Source organism: Flavonifractor porci, from assembly GCF_037572415.1.
In the GTDB taxonomy this organism is placed as follows: domain Bacteria; phylum Bacillota; class Clostridia; order Oscillospirales; family Oscillospiraceae; genus Flavonifractor; species Flavonifractor porci.
Genome location: NZ_JBBHLB010000009.1, coordinates 41,419 through 59,917, shown reverse-complemented (window position 1 = coordinate 59,917; position 18,499 = coordinate 41,419). Strand labels below are relative to the sequence as shown.

34 protein-coding genes are annotated in these 18,499 nt (G+C 55.9%); 11 read left to right on the top strand and 23 right to left on the bottom strand.

Annotated elements, in window-relative coordinates:
* Positions 1–42: 42 nt before the first annotated feature.
* From WHJ28_RS09535 to WHJ28_RS09500, 8 genes are read right to left on the bottom strand one after another with little or no spacing between them, the layout of a single operon-like run.
* Positions 43–384, bottom strand: a complete 342-nt coding sequence (locus WHJ28_RS09535; protein ID WP_340041939.1) for a hypothetical protein — start codon at positions 382–384, stop codon at positions 43–45.
* A gap of 16 nt (positions 385–400) precedes the next feature.
* Positions 401–994 (bottom strand): hypothetical protein, encoded by a 594-nt coding sequence (locus tag WHJ28_RS09530; RefSeq protein ID WP_340041938.1) that lies wholly within the window; start codon positions 992–994, stop codon positions 401–403.
* 34 nt (positions 995–1,028) lie between these two features.
* Positions 1,029–1,436: a hypothetical protein gene (locus WHJ28_RS09525; RefSeq protein WP_340041937.1), complete on the bottom strand. Its 408-nt coding sequence runs from the start codon at positions 1,434–1,436 to the stop codon at positions 1,029–1,031.
* A gap of 22 nt (positions 1,437–1,458) precedes the next feature.
* Entirely contained in the window at positions 1,459–1,854 is a 396-nt protein-coding gene (locus tag WHJ28_RS09520; protein ID WP_340041936.1) for a hypothetical protein, read from the bottom strand.
* A gap of 42 nt (positions 1,855–1,896) precedes the next feature.
* Complete coding sequence (locus tag WHJ28_RS09515; protein WP_340041935.1) at positions 1,897–2,511, bottom strand: hypothetical protein; 615 nt, start codon at positions 2,509–2,511, stop codon at positions 1,897–1,899.
* Positions 2,512–2,536: 25 nt separating this feature from the next.
* Entirely contained in the window at positions 2,537–2,767 is a 231-nt protein-coding gene (locus WHJ28_RS09510) for a PF20097 family protein (RefSeq protein WP_101691931.1), read from the bottom strand.
* Positions 2,764–3,159 carry a hypothetical protein gene (locus WHJ28_RS09505; RefSeq protein ID WP_101691930.1) on the bottom strand — a complete coding sequence of 132 codons (396 nt, stop codon included), beginning with the start codon at positions 3,157–3,159 and terminating at the stop codon, positions 2,764–2,766. The genes WHJ28_RS09510 and WHJ28_RS09505 overlap by 4 nt, the downstream gene beginning before the upstream one ends.
* Before the next feature lie 10 nt (positions 3,160–3,169).
* On the bottom strand, positions 3,170–3,808 hold the full coding sequence (locus WHJ28_RS09500) for a hypothetical protein (protein ID WP_340041934.1): 639 nt from the start codon (positions 3,806–3,808) through the stop codon (positions 3,170–3,172).
* Positions 3,809–3,995: 187 nt separating this feature from the next.
* On the opposite strand from WHJ28_RS09500, the gene WHJ28_RS09495 reads away from it, so the two are divergent.
* Positions 3,996–4,292, top strand: coding sequence for a type II toxin-antitoxin system RelB/DinJ family antitoxin (locus WHJ28_RS09495; RefSeq protein ID WP_340041933.1), 297 nt, complete (start codon positions 3,996–3,998; stop codon positions 4,290–4,292).
* Positions 4,293–4,894: 602 nt separating this feature from the next.
* Positions 4,895–5,149, top strand: a complete 255-nt coding sequence (locus WHJ28_RS09490) for a helix-turn-helix domain-containing protein (RefSeq protein ID WP_087394812.1) — start codon at positions 4,895–4,897, stop codon at positions 5,147–5,149.
* 22 nt (positions 5,150–5,171) lie between these two features.
* On the opposite strand, the gene WHJ28_RS09485 is transcribed toward WHJ28_RS09490, so the two are convergent.
* A complete protein-coding gene (locus WHJ28_RS09485; RefSeq protein ID WP_340041932.1) occupies positions 5,172–5,447 on the bottom strand; it encodes a helix-turn-helix domain-containing protein in 276 nt (91 codons plus the stop codon).
* 5 nt (positions 5,448–5,452) lie between these two features.
* A complete protein-coding gene (locus tag WHJ28_RS09480; RefSeq protein ID WP_340041977.1) occupies positions 5,453–5,653 on the bottom strand; it encodes a helix-turn-helix domain-containing protein in 201 nt (66 codons plus the stop codon).
* A 174-nt stretch (positions 5,654–5,827) separates the two neighbouring features.
* Between WHJ28_RS09480 and WHJ28_RS09475 the strand changes: the two genes are divergently transcribed.
* From WHJ28_RS09475 to WHJ28_RS09435, 9 genes are all read left to right on the top strand, one after another.
* On the top strand, positions 5,828–6,097 hold the full coding sequence (locus WHJ28_RS09475; protein WP_340041931.1) for a hypothetical protein: 270 nt from the start codon (positions 5,828–5,830) through the stop codon (positions 6,095–6,097).
* Between the two features lie 2 nt (positions 6,098–6,099).
* Positions 6,100–6,378, top strand: coding sequence for a hypothetical protein (locus WHJ28_RS09470; protein WP_340041930.1), 279 nt, complete (start codon positions 6,100–6,102; stop codon positions 6,376–6,378).
* A gap of 12 nt (positions 6,379–6,390) precedes the next feature.
* The gene (locus WHJ28_RS09465; RefSeq protein ID WP_340041929.1) at positions 6,391–6,732 is read left to right on the top strand and encodes a hypothetical protein; all 342 of its coding nucleotides are present in this window, start codon (positions 6,391–6,393) and stop codon (positions 6,730–6,732) included.
* A gap of 14 nt (positions 6,733–6,746) precedes the next feature.
* Positions 6,747–7,016 carry a hypothetical protein gene (locus WHJ28_RS09460; RefSeq protein ID WP_340041928.1) on the top strand — a complete coding sequence of 90 codons (270 nt, stop codon included), beginning with the start codon at positions 6,747–6,749 and terminating at the stop codon, positions 7,014–7,016.
* Between the two features lie 44 nt (positions 7,017–7,060).
* Positions 7,061–7,441, top strand: a complete 381-nt coding sequence (locus tag WHJ28_RS09455) for a hypothetical protein (protein WP_340041927.1) — start codon at positions 7,061–7,063, stop codon at positions 7,439–7,441.
* A 15-nt stretch (positions 7,442–7,456) separates the two neighbouring features.
* A complete protein-coding gene (locus tag WHJ28_RS09450) occupies positions 7,457–7,666 on the top strand; it encodes a hypothetical protein (protein ID WP_340041926.1) in 210 nt (69 codons plus the stop codon).
* Between the two features lie 95 nt (positions 7,667–7,761).
* Entirely contained in the window at positions 7,762–8,127 is a 366-nt protein-coding gene (locus WHJ28_RS09445; RefSeq protein ID WP_340041925.1) for a hypothetical protein, read from the top strand.
* A 135-nt stretch (positions 8,128–8,262) separates the two neighbouring features.
* On the top strand, positions 8,263–8,475 hold the full coding sequence (locus WHJ28_RS09440; RefSeq protein WP_340041924.1) for a hypothetical protein: 213 nt from the start codon (positions 8,263–8,265) through the stop codon (positions 8,473–8,475).
* Positions 8,476–8,480: 5 nt separating this feature from the next.
* Complete coding sequence (locus tag WHJ28_RS09435) at positions 8,481–8,771, top strand: hypothetical protein (protein WP_340041923.1); 291 nt, start codon at positions 8,481–8,483, stop codon at positions 8,769–8,771.
* Between the two features lie 223 nt (positions 8,772–8,994).
* Here WHJ28_RS09435 and WHJ28_RS09430 read toward each other — a convergent pair whose 3' ends face one another.
* The 13 genes from WHJ28_RS09430 to WHJ28_RS09370 all read right to left on the bottom strand — a co-directional run bounded on the left by WHJ28_RS09430 (position 8,995) and on the right by WHJ28_RS09370 (position 18,498).
* The gene (locus tag WHJ28_RS09430; RefSeq protein WP_050619038.1) at positions 8,995–9,327 is read right to left on the bottom strand and encodes a hypothetical protein; all 333 of its coding nucleotides are present in this window, start codon (positions 9,325–9,327) and stop codon (positions 8,995–8,997) included.
* Positions 9,327–10,148: a CHAP domain-containing protein gene (locus WHJ28_RS09425; protein ID WP_325207148.1), complete on the bottom strand. Its 822-nt coding sequence runs from the start codon at positions 10,146–10,148 to the stop codon at positions 9,327–9,329. The genes WHJ28_RS09430 and WHJ28_RS09425 overlap by 1 nt, the downstream gene beginning before the upstream one ends.
* A 3-nt stretch (positions 10,149–10,151) precedes the next feature.
* A complete protein-coding gene (locus WHJ28_RS09420; protein WP_340041922.1) occupies positions 10,152–10,562 on the bottom strand; it encodes a hypothetical protein in 411 nt (136 codons plus the stop codon).
* Between the two features lie 12 nt (positions 10,563–10,574).
* Positions 10,575–11,000, bottom strand: a complete 426-nt coding sequence (locus WHJ28_RS09415; RefSeq protein ID WP_050619035.1) for a hypothetical protein — start codon at positions 10,998–11,000, stop codon at positions 10,575–10,577.
* Between the two features lie 75 nt (positions 11,001–11,075).
* Positions 11,076–11,192 carry a CD1375 family protein gene (locus tag WHJ28_RS09410; protein WP_340041921.1) on the bottom strand — a complete coding sequence of 39 codons (117 nt, stop codon included), beginning with the start codon at positions 11,190–11,192 and terminating at the stop codon, positions 11,076–11,078.
* A 53-nt stretch (positions 11,193–11,245) separates the two neighbouring features.
* The gene (locus WHJ28_RS09405; RefSeq protein ID WP_340041920.1) at positions 11,246–11,386 is read right to left on the bottom strand and encodes a CD1375 family protein; all 141 of its coding nucleotides are present in this window, start codon (positions 11,384–11,386) and stop codon (positions 11,246–11,248) included.
* Between the two features lie 3 nt (positions 11,387–11,389).
* Positions 11,390–11,812, bottom strand: coding sequence for a hypothetical protein (locus tag WHJ28_RS09400; RefSeq protein WP_050619034.1), 423 nt, complete (start codon positions 11,810–11,812; stop codon positions 11,390–11,392).
* The gene (locus WHJ28_RS09395; protein WP_340041919.1) at positions 11,754–12,851 is read right to left on the bottom strand and encodes an RNA-directed DNA polymerase; all 1,098 of its coding nucleotides are present in this window, start codon (positions 12,849–12,851) and stop codon (positions 11,754–11,756) included. The genes WHJ28_RS09400 and WHJ28_RS09395 overlap by 59 nt, the downstream gene beginning before the upstream one ends.
* 479 nt (positions 12,852–13,330) lie before the next feature.
* Entirely contained in the window at positions 13,331–16,039 is a 2,709-nt protein-coding gene (locus tag WHJ28_RS09390) for a hypothetical protein (protein ID WP_340041918.1), read from the bottom strand.
* 17 nt (positions 16,040–16,056) lie between these two features.
* Positions 16,057–16,644, bottom strand: a complete 588-nt coding sequence (locus tag WHJ28_RS09385) for a phage tail protein I (RefSeq protein ID WP_340041917.1) — start codon at positions 16,642–16,644, stop codon at positions 16,057–16,059.
* Positions 16,637–17,776 (bottom strand): baseplate J/gp47 family protein, encoded by a 1,140-nt coding sequence (locus WHJ28_RS09380; protein WP_340041916.1) that lies wholly within the window; start codon positions 17,774–17,776, stop codon positions 16,637–16,639. The genes WHJ28_RS09385 and WHJ28_RS09380 overlap by 8 nt, the downstream gene beginning before the upstream one ends.
* A complete protein-coding gene (locus WHJ28_RS09375; RefSeq protein WP_340041915.1) occupies positions 17,769–18,089 on the bottom strand; it encodes a GPW/gp25 family protein in 321 nt (106 codons plus the stop codon). Before WHJ28_RS09375 ends, WHJ28_RS09380 begins: the two co-directional genes overlap by 8 nt.
* Positions 18,090–18,096: 7 nt before the next feature.
* On the bottom strand, positions 18,097–18,498 hold the full coding sequence (locus tag WHJ28_RS09370; RefSeq protein ID WP_340041914.1) for a phage tail protein: 402 nt from the start codon (positions 18,496–18,498) through the stop codon (positions 18,097–18,099).
* Position 18,499: the final 1 nt, after the last annotated feature.

Genomic DNA, 18,499 nt, shown 5'->3' with positions numbered 1-18,499 from the left:
CAAAATCCTGTAATTCCTCTTGGAAGTATCATGTCATCACGATCAGCGCATTAGATCATCAATGTAGTTGCCGTTAAGATCAAAAATTGCGGTGTAAATTGCCACATAATCGCCCTCATCATCGTAGATGTCCATACTGAAAGCGATGCAGAGTAAGGGCGAGTCATACATATAATTTTTCTCGAATGCGGCAATTTTGCGCTTAAACTGGTAAGTTTCCGCTACAGTCCGGTAATCTGCCCTCATTTCTTTCTGAAAATCCTCCGGATTATCATCGTACCATTTTTTCAGGTACTCCATCATGAACTGCTTGGTTTTCTCTAATATTTTGTACTTTTCAAAGTAATCATCAAACGGTATCCCGTTCAGCAACATCTCGCTCATGACACACCATCCTCCTCTACACAAGAAACATCCCCTGAGCCTCCACCAGTTTTCGTAGGAGTTCTACGGCAGTCTGGTTTTCTTCTGTAATTTTCTTCAGCGTAACAATATTGTATACTTCGCCGGTTTCAATATGAATCACCATATCAAGTGCCGGGAACAAGAATCTCATAGTTCCAAAGGTCTTTTGAAACACCAGGTCAGACAGTTCATCCATGTCATCGATGGATTCCATCGGGATTTCAAGGAAATATCCTTCTTCATTGGGCGTTTGTTCTTTGAAATCTTCTATATCTGGTAAGCCTACGCCAGTAACCAGAACAGTCTCCAGCGGATAGTAACATGAAAAATGGAGAACAATATCCAACCACTTACGAAGCAGACGAGCCATATTAGCCTCTTTATAATAATGCTTTTCCAGTAAAGCTATCCCATCATTCTGTCCGTATTCAAGGTCGCCGGGGACTATATCGATCAAATACGCTTTTGCATTGTCCTCCGCCGCCTCAGAAATAAGATATTCCATCTCTGCATCATACGCTCGCATAGAAAAACCTTTGAACCCCATTTGTTCAAACAGTTGCTGCATTTCATCATAACTTAGAGCCATTGTTTGATCTCCTCGCTTATATATTTTTTCGCTCTTATTCTGAAGAAAAGACTCTTACAAAGCCCTCTGTCCAGTGGCATTGACCAATGAGGTAGGTATCCAGGCTCCACTCTTGCTTGTTCATACTCCGTCTTGCTTCTTCCAGAGCCTGTTGGGCGTCTTGCTCATCCGCATAGCAGGTGCTGCTCCAGACGCCTGTCTCAGTCCCGTCTTCGTCCTCGTCCCAGCCCCAGATCATATGGACTTTCTGAGATTGGCCGATTGTACCAACCACCAACTTTTCTGTGATCTCATAGGTGCAGGGGTAATCCCGGAATCCTGAGAGAGCAGATAAGTAGTGTTCCGCCACTTGCCGGGCCTTTTCAGTGGATTCGAACAGGCCGATGAAAAAGCCTTCCTGTCGCTCATTAAACAGCATTAAGCTGTATAGCAGATTTGTCATATGCATTTTCCTTCTGGCCTGTTTAGTCTCCCAGGCCGGACAATCCGTATCCATGCTCCATGGCTACATCACATACATGACCCAATTCGTCCGCAAAACGCCGGATCTTCGGGAAGGACAAGCCATATTGCTGAATTACACGGTTTTCTTCTGCGCCATGTTCCTCAAGCCACTTGACGATAGATTGCGAAAAAGTCTTGATTGCCGGAACCTGGTCTGCTTCCAGTTGGATTTCCATGTATGGATCGAATTGATAATAGCATGTATAGTTTGTGAGCTCGTCTCTGATATCGTACAGGAAGTGGCCTATTTCTTCCGGTTCTGATACCACGTGATGTTTCATCGTTTTTCTGGGCCTCACCGACGCAATCTCAAACGCATGGTTAAGGTCTTTGGCTGCATATATATCAAGTGCCATCCTTTCATCGTCCTTTCTTTTCGTTATTTTACAGGGTATCCCTTACTTGTCTCCTTCCGGCCAAACCGGCTTCCCCGGAGTGCCGTCCGCGTTGATATAGCAGCCGTCTATGATGGTTCGTACACCGCCGCCGAAGCTCCAGCGATTTTCCTCGATGAACATCAGGAATCGGTCCAGGAACTGGTCCTCTGAAAGCTCCATGGGCACCTCCACGCACCCTTGGAACTCAAACTCCTTGCGGTGCATCTTAGCAATTCCAGCACTGGGCGCGATCACGGTGACCTTAGGCGGCTGCGCTGCAATTACATCTACAACAAGATTGGTCCCCACAAACAGCCAGTGGACAGTGCCCTCAGGAAGCAGGGTGCTTCGTTCTCGGAGCGTATTCAAATATGCGGAGTCTGTACTTTTCCAGAAAGACCATGCCTGCTTAGAATCGGAGATCCAGAGATCTTCCCGGTAACGTTTCCCAGACAGTTGATAGCTGACGATGGATTCCCATGTGAGCATCAGCCGCTGCCCTTCCAGCTTCTCTTTGTATCTCCCATCCGGCAGCAAAATCAAGGTGTATCCATCCGGCCTCATCCATATATCGTCCACATCGTACATCGTGTCCAGGTTATCATGAGGATACCATTTTTTAAATATTTGCTCCATCCTTTGCCTCCGTTTTGCTCCGCGTTTATTCCTTACTGTCTACCCACATCAAAACTTTTCTGCACCTGGGACAATGCCATGCGGGGTGCTCCGCCAGGGTAGACGGAATGGTGATGGTCTGCCGGGTGAACAATCCCGCAATTCCCTTTTTCGCCTTCTCTGTCTCTGAGGTGAACTCATACCAGCTCTCAAAACCAGCGCCAACGCACTCCGCCGTGCCTTGCTCCATCTCAGCGCCGCAATCCAAACATTTCATAGGTCAATATCCTCGCTTTCCGGCTCCTCAAACGGCAGCCTGATGGGATAAAAGTCCAGCACAAAGTGCTCCTCATCAATTCCTGTATTGGGATGGCAGTCCGAGCGGCCAAAGGTCACATCCCCGATCCGGTGGGTGAAGTCCTTGGGGCAGCTGCCAAAGACCACATACTGGCAGACGCAGTACTCCAGGTATCCGTTCTCGTCCGGCTCCAGCGGAGAGGTTTCAAAGGGCTTTTCAATGTCTACCCCCAGGGAGTCCAGATACCGGGCCACCTCCGGATAGGCCGCTTTGACCCTGGCACAGTAGTTTTGGCAGTAGGCGCAATCACAGATGTTCTCTGGGCCAAGATTGTGGTAATAGGCCCGTGTTTTCTCAATATCCGGTTTCATAGGTTCCTCCTCACACCAGGAGCCACCTCTGGCCGTTCGGCATTCGTCGGAAGCTCCCCGGGATTCGCTCCAGCAGTTCCCCGGTATCATAATCCCGCACCAGAAGCTCCTCCCGATAGTCCGGGACCTCATACCAAACCGAAGTATACAGCCTGTTTCCTTCCAGAAACTCAAAAAACTCATGGTCCTCTATGGCAAAGTCCCGGCGTTCCGGCCAGATAATCTGAAACTGATTGTCGTGGGCTGACCGGGTCAGCATAAGCGGTGATGCCTCCAGCATGAGATTATAGCAGTCCGCCACGATTGAGAGAGGCAACACCGCCAGCGGCTCCGTGGTTTCCTGTGCTTCATGGAAGGTCAGAATACGAATCTCTTCCTTTGGAAAATCCACCAGAAGCAGTACCACCCGCCCGTCGTGATACACCGGTCTTCCAAGATATTGCCCCGGCTTTGTGCATACCGGCTCATAGACCGTGCCCTCCGGGCAGTGGACCAGGACAAGCCGGTTTTTGTCGATGGGATGGCCGCTGTGGAACAGTTCCTCGGCCTCATATAAATCGTTGCTGGCATAGTCGGTGCCCCAGTACCATTCGCTGCTGCCAGGCAGCGGCTCCAGATTCGTAATCCCATTTGTGATGATGCGTTTCATATCATATCCTCCGGCTATACCTTGGTGAAGTCCTGAAATTATATCACAGTGAATGGAGGATGCTCATGAACATTTTCTTAAGGTTTCTTAATCTGTGGATAGAAAATCCACCTCTATGTTCTCGATGAAATGTATTGCAAAACGCTATACAAATGAATATAATAGTTTTGGAAAGGTGGTGTCCTTTATGGCAGCCAAAACAGCCAATGTAACGGCAAGGGTCCAACCCGAGATCAAGCAGAAGGCCGAGGCGATTCTCGATCAGTTAGGTATCCCGGTATCTGTGCTGATCGATTCTCTTTATCGACAGATTATTATGACAAACAGCATCCCCTATTCCTTCCGTATTCCCGCTCTTCCAACGCAGGACGAACTCTCCGCGGAACAGTTCAACCAGATGATGGAGAAAGGACTGAATCAGGCCAAGGCGGGTCAAGGTATGGATCTGAACTCTGCCTTTGCCCGTATCAGTGAGAGTATTTGAGGATGGAGTATCAAGTCAAACTGACTGGCAAAGTTCTTTTTGTTTACAGTCCCCCAATTTCTGAGCCGTGGACAGCACAGAAATGACTTGCTTAATCCCGTCCACAGAGGTACAATGCAGGAGTTAGAAGCATGAAAAACGCTCCCCGTCCCTGTCGGCGAAAACACCGGCAAGGGCTGGGGAGCGTTTCTGACCACAGAACCTACCACACACCGTTCCGGACCACACGGAAACAGCATGGTTAAAGATGCTCAAAGATGAAGTAGAGCGGAACTGAAACAGCTAAAAAGGGCCGGAAATGCTCGAAAAAAGTTTTAGGGGCTTGTTCGCATCCGTAAGGTCGAGGGTTCGATCCCCTTCGGGTCCACCAAAAGAGAGCCAGGCGAACACCACACCGACGATCTATGCAGTCGGCGGAGTGTTCGTCTTGGTCTGTCCGCTATGTGCGGAGAAATGAAAAAAGAGGCCGCTATGCAGGGCATTCCCTGTGTAGCGGCCTCTTTTTGCCTTACGCCAATGTTCTAACGGAATACGTGATTTTCTCACAAAATCCAGCGGGATCTTAAAATCCTTGTTAGAATCTCACGTAAAGGAGCTTGGCTATGATTAGGATTTTACTGTCCACCCGGCTTGGCGAGCGGAGGTGGACGCAAGCGGATCTCGCTCGGATGACAGGTATTCGCCCATCGACCATCAATGAGCTGTACCACGAACTCGCGGAGCGGGTGAAGCTGGAGCACATAGACCTGATATGTGAGGCGCTTGGCTGCGAAGTCTCCGACCTCATCGTGCGGGAGCCGAACAGCGAGCCGCGGACAAAGAGCCGCACAGGTGCGCCGATACATAGCAAGAAGTAAGCCGCTCCACAGGGCCCGGACGTCAATCGTCCGGGTCTTTTTTTGTAGGCAGTATAGTCCAGACCTCTGTTGCATTCAAGATATCGCCTGGCTGGCAACCGAGTACATGGCAAATCTTCTGGATGGTGTCAAAGGGGACGTCCTGGTGCAGACGCATTGCTTTTACCGTAGAGGTTGCCAAACCGAAGCGTCTGCCTACCTGTGCATCGGTCAGACCCTTCACATCATCTCGCTTTAGAAACGGATCAAACGATATGATGGTTCGCTTAATCCCGCGATCAAGAATATCGTCATACATCGTAACTACTCTCCGTTCTCTATTTTCACAACATCTTGAATGGGGCACTCTAATACTTCACATATTCTGTCCAGCACTTCCAGCGAAACATACTGATCGTTATTCAGCTTGCTCAGAGTGGCTCGGCTCATTCCGACCTTTTCCACCAGCTCCATCTTTTTCATCTCCCGATCAATTAGGGTATGCCATAACGGTTTGTAGGACACCACAGGGCTCACCTCCTTCGAGAATACAATAACACGTAAGTTTCGCTTTGTCAAAACTTTTTTCAAGAAAAACGAAAATAAGTGTTGACAAGACGAGCAGAATGATGTATCGTATGCTCACAGGAACACGATAACAACATATAATAACTCAAAAGAAACGAAGGAGAACGCGAAATGAAACAGGTCAAGGTTGAGTGGTGTGAGAACTTCATCAGGGCTCGATTTACAAAGCATCACGCATTCCCCGGCCCCAACGCTGGCATCGAGGTCAACTGCTTCTGGAAGATGGCGGAGGCCTCTGGGTTGTGGGAACGCGGCACCTACGGAACCCCGATGAGCAAGGCCCTTGGGAATCTAACCACCGTGGAGACGATCTACGGCGAAGATGGCAAGCGGTTGTTCGATGCTTTCAAGCTCAAGCCGGAACAGAAAGGAGATAACTAACCATGAACACCCCCGACATCAAGGCAATCCGCCGCTGGTCCGATGATTCCGTCCAGGCCGCTTGCATCAAGAACGACCTCTACACCCGCGGCACCTACGATCAGTACGACAAGATGCTCAAGAGCGCGGACGTGCTCCAGCCCACCGTCGAGAACCTGTACCGGCTGGCCAAGGACATCAAGGAGCACAGCGAGGGCCAGACGATCACCAACGTCATGTTCATCCTGGAGCGCGATGCCGTCACCACAATCTTCGAGATCGACGGCAGCGACGAGATTTGAGGAGGGAGACTCATGAAGAAACCCGCTATCCTTTCCGTGGTCGCTTATGCGGCCGAGGTGATGACGATGCCGGTTGGCACCCGGTTCGAGCTCCACGGCCAGAAGGTCGGACGCGTCACCTACACCGCGAGGACCTGTAAGCTCCTGATGAACGCCATGTACCCCGGCCGCTGGACCATCCAGCGCCGGTGGCACACGAACCGCTTCTATCAGCGGTTCGACGGCGCTCGCTGGCACTTCTTCGGGTACAACCCCGTCGGGGTGAAGATCCTCGACATCGTGGACGATCTCCATAAGAAGCACCCAGAGAGCAGCGTGATCCACAAACTCTGGCTGTTTTGCCTTCCATTTTGAGGGGGGGGGAGAACATGAACAGGATTCGGCGCAAGTCGCTAAGGACAATCCTCGGGCAGATGGACGAGCTCTCGACCGTCCTGGAAACTGTCAAGGAAGCCCTGCAGGATGTCTTGAACGAGGAGCAGGAGGCTTACGACAACTTGCCGGAGGGGCTCCAGGAATCAGACAGAGGACAGCAGATGCAGGAGTACATCGATGCTCTGGAGGGTGTCGTTGACTCTCTTGGAGAGCTGGACATAGAAGACCTTTACGGAACCATCGAAGAAATCGCAGAGGGTTAATTATCGCCTGACCTACCGGGCCTACGGGGAGAAAGGAAATTACCATGACTAAGACCGAGTACATGAACACCATCAACAAGAAGCTGACCGCCGCCGAGGCCCTGTGCGCCGACCTGCGGAAGCTCCGGGGCCTCCAGAAGTTGGCCCAGTCCATCACTGGCTCCGACGCTCTGGTGTCCTTCGAGGCCCTGGGCAAGACCATCGCCGACAAGGAGGCCGAGCTGAAGACCGTGCGCGGCGAGCTCCAGAAGGCCCGCCGGATCGTGAAAAAGCTGGACGAGATTGAGGCCATCGAGACCGGTACCGCACCGGCTCCCGCTCCCAAGAAGCAGGCCGCGAAGAAGCCTGCGGCCAAAAAGCCTGCCAAGGTCAAGACCGAGCAGGCCGCCAAGGCCCCCAAGGACGCCGCTACCCCGGCGGCCTGACGGGCGGTGATGTGCATGACTTACCTGAAGATTCTGTCCTACGCCCGGCGCGGCATCCGGGCTGAGATTGACAATTACCGCGCGATGCAGGAAAAAGCCCTGGAAGGTGCCGGAGCGCACCCGGAGGCCAAGGGTCTTGCGGACGGCCTCCAGAATATGATCGACGCCCTGGAGGTTGACATGGCAACTATTGACGAACTCCAGGAGATCCACGACAGAAAGTGAGGATACCAATGAACAGCCCGAGAGAATTTATTGAGGAATTTGCGGCAAAGCAATACGGAAAGGACTTCCCGTGCCCCAGGTGTGGCAGGCAGTCCATGAACATCAACCCGTCGAAGAATGCGTTGAGCCGGCGTGCAGGGGTGCAGATATGCGACGAGTGCGGGATGCTCGAAGCCTTGGAGGATATGCCTGGCGGAATTAAGCTCCCGCTGTCCGCTTGGGCAATCATGAAGAATCCGGTGGAATGGGAGATGCCTCTGCAGCTGACCTTCGTCGGCCGCGACAGCTGGAGCCGCCCGGTCTACGAATGCGGCGGTCGGCTGTATGTCGATGTCGACCCCCGGGCGGATCGCCATCCGGCCATCTGCACGAAGCAGGATAACGACTTCGATGGAGAGCCATGCGACCCGGTTCCGGCTGGTGCCGAGGTCGAGTTCATCCCGCACCGCGACACCTGGTAACGCCCGCCTGATGATGGCCTGCTGGGTACAGGCCGAAACGCCCCGCTTGGGGCGTCGCGGGAACCCGTCGGCACAGGGGAGAATCGCCGCCCCTTTTACATACATGACATTGAAAGTCGAGTAGGAGGTATGCGTATGAAGCACTACACAAAAAAAGAGTGGGACAAGATGGTGGCGCAATGCCCAGGCTATTTCGGCAAATGGGAGCCGACGCCGTTTAACCTTGACCGTGTGGCAGCAGGAGAACTGCCCGCCAAATACATAGGTCGCAGGAACATGATGACCTACGAGCCTGGAACGGGGACGGTTTTGCTGACAGAAGGCGCGCATTTCACCATAGAGGAGTAATGGCCATGAGCAGAGATTGGACACCCGCCGAACTCCAGTCTGTCAGCGCCGCCATGAAGGCCAAGGGGAATATGAGCTACGAGGAATTCTGTGCCCATCTGGAGCGGTGCACCGAAAAGGTAGTGGTGGTTCGCCTGTCCGACGGCGACACCATCACCACCAGAATCCACGGAACCGAGAAGGACATCCGGGACTACTACCGCATCGGCTCCTGCCTCAATATGGGCGCGGCCGGCGACCGACTGGTGGAGATTGTTGCGGTGGACATAGTGGATGTCAGCGGGAACACCACCTGACAGGCCCGTAGGTGAGTTGCAACACGCCATTTGTGTTCTCATGGGGTAGACGCATGCCCAAGCCGAAAAAGCGCCTGTGCGCCCCGTAAATGGGAAAGCGCCGGAAAACGGAAAAAGCCCCCTCGACAGGACGGAAAATCCTGCGAGGGGGCTTTTCAAATCGTAGCTTACATTTTCGACCGCAAGGACTGCAACTGTACTTTGCATTTTCACGGGGCCTTATTCAGATAGCGGGGCTGTCGACGCTGCCTCCGTCTTCCTCGTCGGTGCGGAAGTTCTTCGCCTTGGCCGCCTCGAAGGTGATCCCGCCGCGCTTGTGGTCGGACTTCGCAAGTGAGAGGTAGCCGTTTGCACCGGCGATGATGATTGCCTCGCCAACGCCGGTGGCCGCGGTCAGCCATGCAGCGGCGGCGGTGTAGCCGCTCTTGATGCACAGATACATGAGGAACAGGCATTCCTGGACGATCAGCAGACCGGCCAGCATGGCCAGCAGGCACACGACCTTGCTCCACTCGATCTTGCGCTTCTTCGCAGCTCTGCGCTTGCGCCTTGCCATTAGCTCAGCCCGAACTTCTGAGCGAAGCGGTACAGCACCGTTGCAAACTGCTCACGGGTAAGGAAATCCTGCCACATGAAATTGGCCTCACCGTTCGGGAGCGTACTGCCGCCGACCAGTAAGCCGCTCTCGGTGACAAACTTCCGGCCGTCCGCGCTGAAATTGCCGCAGTCGTTGTCCTGAAGCTCGGCGCGGTAGGCGTTCATTGCGACCTTGAACATTTCGTTGAACTTGTCCTGTGTCATCTCTGCCATATTCTCTTCCTCCTTGACGAGATCCCAGTCCGGCGTACCATAGCCGCCGATCTGCGCATAGTTGATGGAATAGCTTTTGTCGCGCACCATACCGCCGTTCGGAACGACACCAGGTGAGCTGGAAGTATTCCCTTCGATGGTGTAGACCCTTCCGCCGGCGACCTTGACAACGAGGCCGGTATGGTACATCGACTTCCCGCCGTCATTGGTGAAGAAAATCTGATCTCCGGGCTGTGGGGCCTTCTTGTGGAAACGGCCGACTGCGCGGTAATATCCAGCGGACTGCGTGCAGCCCGCGCCGCATCCGCCCATTGGCTGATTCGTCATCTTCATGGCGATGCTCAGGCCAAAGGTCGTGATATAACACCAGTCCACGAACATATCGCACCAGGCGTAGCCGTTCTTCGGAAAGTTGTAGACACCGAGACCGTCGAGAAAAGCTGCGTACTTCGTCCAGTTTCCGCTGCCGGCGTTGGCGGTTTTATCTTCAAGCTGGGCGTTGGTGGCTTTCTCCACATAGCCGATCTCAGTTCTTGCGGTAGCGATCACGCGCTCTACTGCGGTCATGGGTCATTCCTCCTTGGGGGCGGCAGGGGTTTCCTTGCTCTCGCCGGCAGGCAGCGCAGCAGGCGCCGCATCCACCCCGGGTGTTGCGGTGGAGAGCATATCTTTCAGCTTTTTCAGTACATCGACGGCGTAAGCGGTAAAGGCTGCCAGCATGGCCAGCGATACCGCCGTTATCAGATTCACAGTCTGCCCGTCGACCTCCACCACCATCAGATCGGGGTTGAGGTATCCGGAAAAGTAGACCGCGATCAGCGCCATTGCCACGACCGCGCTCTTGATACAGCCGTTGCGGAACTTCGCCCGATCCCATTCGCCGGCAACGATGGCGTTGATGGAGCCGAGGGCGATATTTGCGGCAATCAGCAGCACAAGGCCTGCGGCCAGGCGAATGATCGTCATGTCCAGCACATTCATCGAAAGTCCTCCTTACTGCAAAAAGTCGTTGCTGTCCAAGCACCGGCGGTATATCTCCTTGATCCGGTCGCTGGTCAGCTCCGTTACATTGTTTTCAAACTCCGGGTGATCCTCGCAGTACCGTTCATAGGCGGCGATGTCCCGGAGCGTTTGGTCGAAATGGTCTTTTGTGTGGCGCTCGCCGTGGAGACATTCATCGCCGAAGCGGAGAATGCGCGCCCGGCAGTTGATGGCCTTTTCCTCGGCCATGCCAGACCGAACGCCCTGCAGCTCGCTTTCGAGCCTCCCGACCTTCTCCAAGACCTCGCTGTTGATAGCGCGCCCGAAAGCCTTTGCCATTGCAGACCACGGATTGATCTTGATGGGGGCGAGCTGGATCAGCGTCAGCAGCACAAACAGCGTACCGCCCCCACCTAACAAAATCTCCTTGAGCGTCATCTCTCAATCCTCCTCTGCGCGTGATAAGAAGGGCAGCCCCCATCGCAGGAGCTGCCCTCCGTATCAATGCCGTGGTCAGATGGTGACTTCGAGATCTGCCAGGATGTCCTCGACCTGCTTCCGAATCAGGCTCGGAACCTGGTCGATGGTCTTCTTACCCTTGATGATAAGGGTCGCGTAGACAACAGCCATGACTTGCACCTCCCTTCGCAGTAGGATGGATAAAAGAAAGAGCCGAAGGCTTTTCATAAGCCCTCAGCTCCATTCTCGCTATTTTCGAGGATCTCCCGGACTGCCGCTCGCAGCGGTTCGGGAACTTCCTCGATCGTCTTTTTCCCCTTGCGGATCAGGTCTGCATAGACCTTCACCATGTAATTGCTCGCCATCGGTTACTCGCCTCCAGTCGTAGAAGCCGCGGCGACAATCTGCTCATAGACATCGCACAGCGCCATTTGCGTATCGGTGACCTGCCCTTCAAGAGTCGTCACCTTTTCCGCCAGCGCCGCCTTGTCGGTCTCCAGATCGGCTACCTGCTGCTGCAGGGCGGGGATGGTCTTGCCCTCCGCCTCGTGCAGCTTGGCCTGTGCCAGATAGCCGTCATAGTTTCCGAGGATGTCTTCGCTCAGACCGTCGTACATATCCAGCTCCAGGTGATATTCGTCATACACCCACCCGCTGATGGTCAGCTCGTCCCGCTTTTCCTCGAACGGCTCGGCGTTCTCGTAGAAGCGCACCAGGGCTACCCCCGGATTATTAGGCTGCTCCTCCAGCGAGAAGGCGTTGCTGGGCGCGTTGTCGCCTCTTACTCTCATTTCGTACTACCTCCTTTAGATGCTTCACGCCGATTGGATCGACGTATTTGACCCTGATGTTGTGACTGTCGCAGTGCTTGAGCTGTCCCACCCTGGACAACAGGCCGGATGCCTGCCGGGGTGGGATGGGCTTTCCGGCGTCCAGTTTCTTTTTCACACGCCGGCATTGACGGGTGAAGCGCAGGAAGTTCCGCTTGCGCAGAATGGTATGCGTTTGTGCAAAGCGATAGCCGACAGCCGACACCATCCGCTTCGCCGTGGGATATATTTGCCAGTTGCTTTTAAGCTTCAACCCCAGTCGGTCACGCAGGAAGTCGGAGATGGCCTGCCTCGCCTTGTGCAGCTTCTTCTTGTTCGGGCCGAACAGGGTGATGTTGTCCATGTAGCGGGTCATCGTCTTCACGCCCGGCATGGCGCAGATGAAGTGGTCCAGCGTTTCCAGATAGTAGTTCGCCAGCCATTGGCAAATGTAGTAGCCGATGGCCAGCCCGCCACCGCAGGATTCGATAACGGCGTAGACAGTGCGCAGGAACCGCTTATCCTTGATTTTCCGGGCAAGCGCCCAGATCAGGCGCTTGGGCGGAATGCTTGGGTAGTAGTGATGCACATCCAGTTCAGCAGCGTACTTGCTCCCCTTCTGATCGTCCCGCAGAGTGCGCCGGATATGTTTCTGGATGCGCGTTGCACCGCGGCGGGGGACGGAAGCGCAGGACCAGTGATACATCCCGCGCATCAGTACCGGCCGCATGGCCTCGACCAGAAGCCAGTGCATCACACCGTCCGGCCAGAATGGTACGATCTTGATGACCCTCCGCTTCTGGCTGCTCTCATCGTAGATCTCTTTCTCGTGGGGCGGCGTAGGGACGAAACTCTCCGACGCGACCATCTCATAGGTTTTGTCTACATATTCGTCGATGTTCTTCAGAACGCGGCGCACCTCGCGCCGCTTGTGCTTGTGCCTTGCGGCCTTGTAAATGGTGGCCCGGATGAAATCCCGATCCATCATCTTTTCGTAGAGGAATCCAACTCGTTTTGGCATCTTTCGTGCTCCTTGTTTGTCTGCAAGGTCTTTCGAGCCGCAGCCTACTAAACCCTGTCCTCCCGACAATATTTTCACCAAGCGGTGAGGAAAAGCCTGCACAATGAGAAAGAAAACAAGTTGCCGCGCACCGACGTTGGAGTTCGTGTTCGACGAGGTGTTGTTCGCGTTGAAATAAAACAGGCCGGCATTCGAGCCGTTGTTCCAGTTACCCCCGACGTGGAGCACCCGCCAGCCAGAATTATAATAGGCGGGCAGGAAAAGCCCCCGGCGCACCGTGCAGACAGTCCCTTTTGGAATTATAACTCCGCAGCTCTGCGCATACGGAAAAACGGGAGGAAATAACGGATTACGTTATTTCAAAAATTTGCGCGACCGCGCTTCGCGCGGTATAGGAAAATGGCGCTGCCGCGCCGGCACTTCTCACGCGCACGCAGCGGTCGACGAAGCCTCCGGGGGCTGCGGCCCCCGGTCCCCCATTAGGGATGGAAAAGGAGCCGCGCACCGACGCCGGAGTTCGTGTTCGACGAGGCGTTGCTCGCGTAGAAATAAAACAAGCCGGCAAACGAGCCGTAGTTCCAGTAACCCCCGACGTGGAGCACCCGCCAGCCAGAATAATAAAAGGCGTAGTCCGGGACGTAGGTAGTTTCAGATCCGCCGGTGGCCGTCGGGAAGAACGCCCACGGCATAGACGACGACATGCCGAGCGACTTGATAAAGCCGTCTGTCTGTGACTTCGTTCCGATGTTTGAGTAGTTGCTTGCGGTGTCATCGGCGTAGTTGGCCGGATTGGTACAGACATAGACGGTTCCATCGCTGAAGTTGATGCCGTCGATCCACTCAAAGACATTGCCCCAGGGGTTCTCAATATGCCGGTACTGGACGGCGGTCTTGCCGTCTGTGCCGGATGCGCGTCCGGTGTGATAGGTCATGCTGTCTGTCCCGCCGGAATTGATGGCCGAATTGTTGTTGTCAACATAGCCACGCCCGACCTTGCTCTGGCTGTCCCAGTCCGCGAATTCTACCAGATAAAGCAGCCAGACTGCGCACCAGGAGGCAAAGTCGTATTCGCTCCACTTGCTGCCCTTGCCTCTTGCGCCGGAGCGCGCCGATGCGCGGGTCAGGTTGACCAGCGGCGCAGAGCCGGTCTTGGAGTAATGGCCGGAGATCGTGTTGTAGCGGCCGACATACTTGCCGGAGCCGGGGTGCTTGGTGAAGCCGCTCTTGGCCTTGTCCGCGATGTAGAAGTACCGCTTCTTGTTGGCAGCGTCGTCGATGATCCGGAAGTAATACTCCGGGATATAGACGGCGGTATCGTAGCTGCTCCGTGAGAAGCCGGTCGTTCCCTTCCTGTAGCTGACGGCATTGTTGATGATGTTGTACTCGTCCATGCCGCTCCAGGGGAGATAGCTGTCGAAGGGTGAGCTGCCGGTGCCGGTGCCGACCGCAGGCACGGGATTTGTGGTGATGTTGACATTGACCAGCCCGTTCGGGTCGCTGGTCTTGCTCAAGCGGGTCAGCGCCGTGGACTGTGCGTTGTAGTTCCAGCAGACGCCGAAGACCTTGACATAGGAAAGCTCCAGCGTGTAGCCGGTGTAGGAACTGCAAGCCGCGCTGCCGGTGGCCGTCTCTCCATTCCGGGTGGCGGTGACATTCCATGTGCCTGTGTTCGGCAGGTAGAATTTTACCGTTCCGGTGCTGGTAGCCGTGAGCGTGGTGGAGCCGTTGACCGCCTTGACCGTGGAGCCGCTGTCGATGGTCACGGTGAGGGTGCAGAACTTCACCGTGGCGGAATAGCTGCCGCCGGAGGCCGATACCACCGCAGTCACCGTAGACGAGGAGACGCTGTTCTTGGTAGCCGTCACGGTATAGGCGCCGGCATAGTTGACGGTCAGCGCACACTTGCCGTTGCTGCCGCAGGTGCCGGAATACTGCTTCGTGCCGAGCGTGGCGGTCACAACGGCACCGGATTCCGCCGTTACGGTCAGCGTGGCCGCGAAGTAGCTCAGCGTCACCGCGTACTGCTTGACCTGATCCACGACCACGGTTTCGGTGGCGGTGGTCTGCCCGTTCAGTGTGGCATACAGCGACCATGTACCATAGCCGGGGAGGTCAAAAATGCACTTGCCGCCGACACTGGCGCCAGTCAGCACGGTCTCTCCGTCCGTGCAGGTGATGGCCGAGCCGGTGGTAACAGTGACCTCCAGTTGCGGAGCCACGCCGCCGCCCTTTGGCTTCTCCCAAGTGTAGACGCCGGTCTGATCGTTGGCCGCCGTGCAGTAAAAGGTCTGCATGGTGTCGGTGTTCAGATACGACTGGCCGACTGCGCCCTTCGTGCTGGAGGTCGGGTCAGTCGCGCCGGTGAGTGGCTTACTGCCGTCCAGTCCCTCCGCGAGATCAGTGAGGTCGTTGGAAACGCCGTCAAGGAAGTCATCGAGAGCCTGCCCGTTATAAGTCAGGTCGGTCGCGTCGCTGGCGCCGGATAGCTTCCACTGATATTTTCCGCTGCTGTCCTTGCCGTTGCAGACGTATTCCTTGCCCGTAGAGCTGTCGTAGTAGTGCTGCCCTGCGGTACCAGCGGTCGCGGCTGTCGGCGCTCCTGAGCCTGTTGCAAGTGGATAACCGTAGTCTTTTCCGGCGACTGCCGCAGAGATGTTCCCGTTTCCGTCGCCCAGCAGCAGGCCCTTGACCGTGATCTTGTCCTGCTTTGTCTTGACGGCCTCGGTGATGGCGGCAGTCATATCGCTCTGCGTGACGCAGGTGCTGGTGTCGACCGTCACCGTCCAGGTGCCGGTATTCGAGCAGGAAATCAGCGCATAGAAAGTGTAGACGAAATCCGGCGATTCCGTCTTACTGGGGATTGGAATGCCCTGCTCCAACTGGAACAGGGCGAGCATGGCGGACGCCCCGCCATCCACGCTGGCCCATACGCCGAACTGATTCAGCGTGTAGGCCGTGTCCGGCGCAGCGATGCGAAGCTTCAGGCGAATGCCGGAAGCTATCTTCTCGCCGCCCAGCAGACTTGCCGCCTGCTTCTGGTTGGCAAGGGCGGTCTGCGCCATCATCGCCGCCACCGCGACGGTACCCTGACCCGCAGCCGCGCTGTCGAAGTTCAGAGTTTTTTCATTCACCCACTCGTTGAGCAGGCTGTTTCCGGCGTTGGTGATGACGCCGTTCCATGTTGCCATTGTAGGACACCTCCGTTTTAGTATCGAATAGCGGTCGCGCCGTCGACCATCTCACAGCCGATGCAGGCCGCGCCGAAATACTCCGTTGCCAGCCCTCCGGCGTCGTAGTATTCCACCTCGTCCAGCACCGAGCGCAGATTCTTGTAAAAGGCAACGCGGTCGATCACACGCTGGTGCCGGGCGGTGTCGACATCCTCATAGGTGGCGTCGATCAGCAACTTGAAGTGGTACGGCTCGCCGCCGTATTCCCACCATTCGCTGACCTGCGTATCGGGGTAGATGGCGGAGATGGCCAACACGACAGCCGCCTTGGTGCCGAGCCTGCGGTGGACATTCCAGGAGTCTTTCAGCGTCCGGCGCTTTTCCTCCAAAGTGTAGTTGGCGTCCCACCAGTCTACCTTGAAGTCATACGCCAGGATGTCCAGCAGCTCGTTTGGGAGTTGGTCGATCTGTGAGTAGATGGACACGCGCCCGATCTCGCCTACGCGGTCGGCCAGCACCTCGGCGACGGCAGCGGCCAGCGCCGCCATATTGTCATCGTTGGCCAGGACTGCCGGCAGCGATGCCAGCAGGTTTTCTTTCGTGATGCCGTGCGCCTTATTCATCCTCGTAGCCCCCGTTCGTGGCGGTGATGGTGCCGACCGCCGCGACCTGCGGCGTCGTGTCATCGGAGCCGTCCCGCAGCGTGGTAAAGACCGGGCTGGTCAGCGCCACGCGCTTGATGCCGGTCTGCATAAGCTTCCCAATCAGCACAGAGGGGTTGATGTCGCGTCCCAGCTTCCCGCATTGCCATGCGACAAATTCGGCCACGGCCTTGTCGACTGCGGCCTTGATCTCCGTGGAGCTGAGGGAGCTGTCCTTTGGCACATAGTAGGTGAAGGTGATGTTGTAGCTCACCTCCTGCGGGTCCTTGACGGAAACCTTGTCCGTCAGCGGGCGCACGGTGTCATCGTTGCAGGCGGCGAGGACGGCGTTCTTGATCTCTGTGGTGGCGATGGTACCGTCGTCCATGAGGACATACAGATCCACCGCCCCGTCGCTGGGGCTGTTCGCTACCACATCGGCGATCTCGGTGCTGACCTGCTTGGCAAAGTAGATATACCCGCCCTTGGCTCCGGCGCAGCTATAAGCGTCCTGGCTGGCGCGCATCAGCTCATAGAATTCATCGTCGGTGGCCTCGTCCGCACCGTCGTCGCTGACGGTGAGGTTTTCGCAGCTCTCGCAGTAGTCGAACAGGTCAATGAATGTGTTGATCTGTCCAGCGGCGTAGCCGTTGCCGACCGCACCGGCTGTCTGGCAGCGGATCTGCACATCGGCGTGGGTCGCGCCGACATACACATAGGCGTCCGCAACGGTCTCCCAGATCAGCGTGCCGCTGGCGTCGGTGACGCGCGTACCGGCCGGAATGAGGATTGCCGTGCTCTGCGCCTCGGAGATGTGGAAGCGCTCGGTGCAGACCGCTGCCTGCGCCGCCGGACGCCGCGTGACATAGAACAGCTCGGCCAGCGCGTCAAGGTTTTCGCCCTCGGCGCGGCTGGGGATGTTCTGATTGCCGGTGTAGTTGTTCAGCCCGCGCTCCTGGATCACCACGGCGGCCACGAACTGGATAAACAGCTTTTCGGGGCTGGCGGGCTTCACGCTGACGCCGGTGATTTTTTCGTAAATGGAGATCAGCAGCGCTTCGATCGTTTCGGTATCGGTGGAAACGAACTGATATTCCGTGTTTCTGTCACTCATTGATGATGTTCACCTCCACGGTAGGGATCAGCCTGCCCAGGGCGGTTTTGTCGGCCGCGAAGGTCACATTCACCACCTCGGCGCGGGGCTCGTATTCTTCCACGGCCTCCTTGACCTCGGAATACATCATGGGCATAGCCACTGGCAGGGGCTTATCCACGAACTTCTGCGGCAGGCCGAAGCCGCGGTACAGCGGGCAAGTGCCCTGCCGCGTAGAAAGGATAATGGCGATATTCTGCAAGACGGAGCGAACGGTGTCAGTCTCGTTGAGATGCACCGCGCCGATGTCGGATGCAGTCACTTTGTAGCTCATGCCAGCTTCACCCCCTCAGATACTCTTGCAGGCTGACGGACACGGTGGCGCTGGTGACATTTCCGCGCCCGTCATAGGTCTGCATTTTCATTTTGTGGTCGAGTACGGACCAGCGATATTTCCCATAGCCCTTGTTGCCGATCACCAGCGGAACGGCGACGCCGCCGCGCTCATAGTTCCACAGCTTCACGACCTCGGCGATGGGATCAACGCCGAGGTAGGCAGAAAGAACGATGTCGAAGGTCATCTTATCGGGGTCAAGGCCGGTGAACTCCGTGAGGGCGTGTGTGCCGTGCCGCTGATGGGTCGCATACCGGGCAGCCCCCGACCAGGTTACATTGTTGATCGTTTCGACGGTGCGGTCAGACACCGTAAAAACGATGTCGCCCAGACAGCCGACCATTCCCATA